Here is a 2,465-nt window from a genome sequence, read left to right as displayed (position 1 = left end):
ATAATAATATTTTGTTTTACCTTTGTTTTTGTGATGTTAAAAAGTGATTTTAATTAAGCTATAAAACCACTTTTTAACGAATAAAAGAGAGGGGATTGATTTGTTATGGTGCTAGTAAATGAGTGTGGTTGGCGGTTGGTACATGATTGGTTTGGTTATCTGCTTGTTTCGTTTTTAATAAGACTGATTAAATGCATTTCTTACTTTTTATGCCCTATTTCAGTCGGTAAGTGGTAAAAAGTGCTAGCAAGTTCATAATATGTAACGATTATATCTAGTATGATAAAGAAATTTTATCAGTATATTTTTGTGCGATAGTAAGAATGCCTATCAATATACTGTTAAGCTTTATAGTCAGGAGGTTTCGTGGTTCTAAATATTAAAGGTCAGAAAGAACATAAAGGTTTTCAATTAAAACTTAGTACTGATGTTGATAGCGATATAGTTGTATTAACAGGTAAAAATGGCTCAGGAAAAACTCGACTACTTGAAAGCATACAAAATCGTTCATCAGAGGTGAAAATTGGCGGTGAAATTATTGATAGTCAGGAAATATCAATAGTTGCACACTCTGCACTAAATCCGAATTTTGGCCATGGTTATGATGCAAGTCAACTACAGGCAAGGGTAACTGGGACATTAAGGTTTTATGATCAAATAAAGAATGAGTTTGACCTTCCATATGATCAAAATCGAGCAAATCAGTATAGTCGAAGTTCTATGGGAAGAGATAATAGTCTAGATTATCTGTCTCTTTTTAGGTTAGTTTCATCAATATCACAAACGCTTGGTAAACCAGCAAGTGAGTTAACACATGATGAAATTATTCTTTATTTTGAAGAGCCTGCAAATAATATTCTTGGCATCCAAAGTCTTTCTACAATATCAAATCAATACATCAAACGAAAAGAGCAAAATGAAATAAACGAGTGGAAAAATACAATAAAAAATGTTGATGTTGATTATTTGACAGATGAGGAATTTGTTAATGTATTTGGTGATAAACCGTGGCTAATAATAAATGAAATTTTAAATGATACTTTTGAAGGTAAGTTTCAATTCAATACGCCTGACGAAACGTCAAGAAGTTATGCTTATCAAGCGCAATTAATTCAGAATGAAACAGGGAAGCCTATTAGTGTTGATGCGTTATCGTCAGGAGAAAAAACATTACTTTGGTTAGCATTAACATTATTTAATAGTCAATATTATAACTCGACGATTGTTAAGGTGCCTAGAGTATTATTAATTGATGAACCAGATGCATTTTTACACCCTAAAATGGTAGTTAAAATGTATAAGGTTTTAGATTCTTTTCAGCGGAATTTCGGTTCAAAAGTAGTTATTACAACACATTCGCCAACAACTGTTGCATTGGCTCCAGATAATAGTATTTATATTATTGAACAAGGAGTTTTAACTTTAGTTGAAAAAGATGTTGCAATTTCTGAATTGCTAGATGGAATAACTCAGATATCATTAAGTCCAGAGAATAGAAGGCAAGTTTTTGTTGAAAGTCAATATGACGCAAATGTGTATCAACTAATTTACTCAAGATTAATTCATCGCTCAACAAAAATTGACCCTAAGATTTCTTTAAACTTTGTTAGTTCAGGACCTAAAGTTCCAGTTAAACAAATTGAGGATAAAGTAAAACAAATTCTTAGAGTTGATGATTCAAATCGTATTCAAGAGTTTCTTCAAGCTGTAAATGGTGTAGGAAGTTGTAGTCATGTAATAGGTCAAGTACATGCTTTAGCTGAAATCGGAAATAATAGTGTCCGTGGAATAATTGATTGGGATAGAAGTAATCGTTCGGATAGTGAAATCGTAGTTCTTGGAGAAGACTATGCTTATTCTATAGAAAATATTGCATTAGATCCTATATGTATAATGCTTTTACTACATATGAATAAACCAGATAAATTCACAATGGTTGAGAATATTTCTTGGGTTGCATGGCTAAAAGATATTGAATTACTTCAAGCATCTTTAGATAAATTCATTTTAAAAGTTTTAGGTAGAGAGAATAATAAGAACGCTAATATCTCATATCTTTCTGGAATTAAGCTATTGACAGATATTGAATACTTAACTCAACAAGGCCATTCACTTGAAAAAATAGTTAAACAAAATTATCCACAATTAAATGCATTCTCAAAGTCGGGTAAGGATGGTGAGCTAAAATGGGAAATAGTACAAAAGTCAATGATTACATATACAGATTGTGAGTTCATTCCTAAAGAATTCGAATCTGCCATATCGGCTGTGCAAAAATAAAGCTTAACAAAGCAATTAAGGTGACCCGTTATACTCGGCGGTTTTGGTATGGAGTTTGGTGCGCTTGGTAGATTTTGTGTGGGATACCTTATTTGTATTAGTTCCTACTAGATCTGACACTTCAATTTGAAAAGAAGAGAGTTACCCACTTTGATTAAAGGTGTTGAATCCGTACAAAGACAATA

The 2,465-nt window shown here is 31.9% G+C and carries 1 protein-coding gene; it reads left to right on the top strand.

The annotated features are described in order from the left end of the window. Positions 1 to 366 precede the first annotated feature (366 nt). Complete coding sequence (locus I3255_RS13735; protein WP_238039308.1) at positions 367 to 2,280, top strand: ATP-binding protein; 1,914 nt, start codon at positions 367 to 369, stop codon at positions 2,278 to 2,280. The last annotated feature ends 185 nt before the right edge of the window (positions 2,281 to 2,465 follow it).

Source organism: Psychrobacter sp. Ps6, from assembly GCF_022129235.1.
In the GTDB taxonomy this organism is placed as follows: Bacteria; Pseudomonadota; Gammaproteobacteria; order Pseudomonadales; family Moraxellaceae; genus Psychrobacter.
Note: the sequence above shows the minus strand (reverse complement) of the source record. Positions and strands in the feature narration are given on the sequence as shown.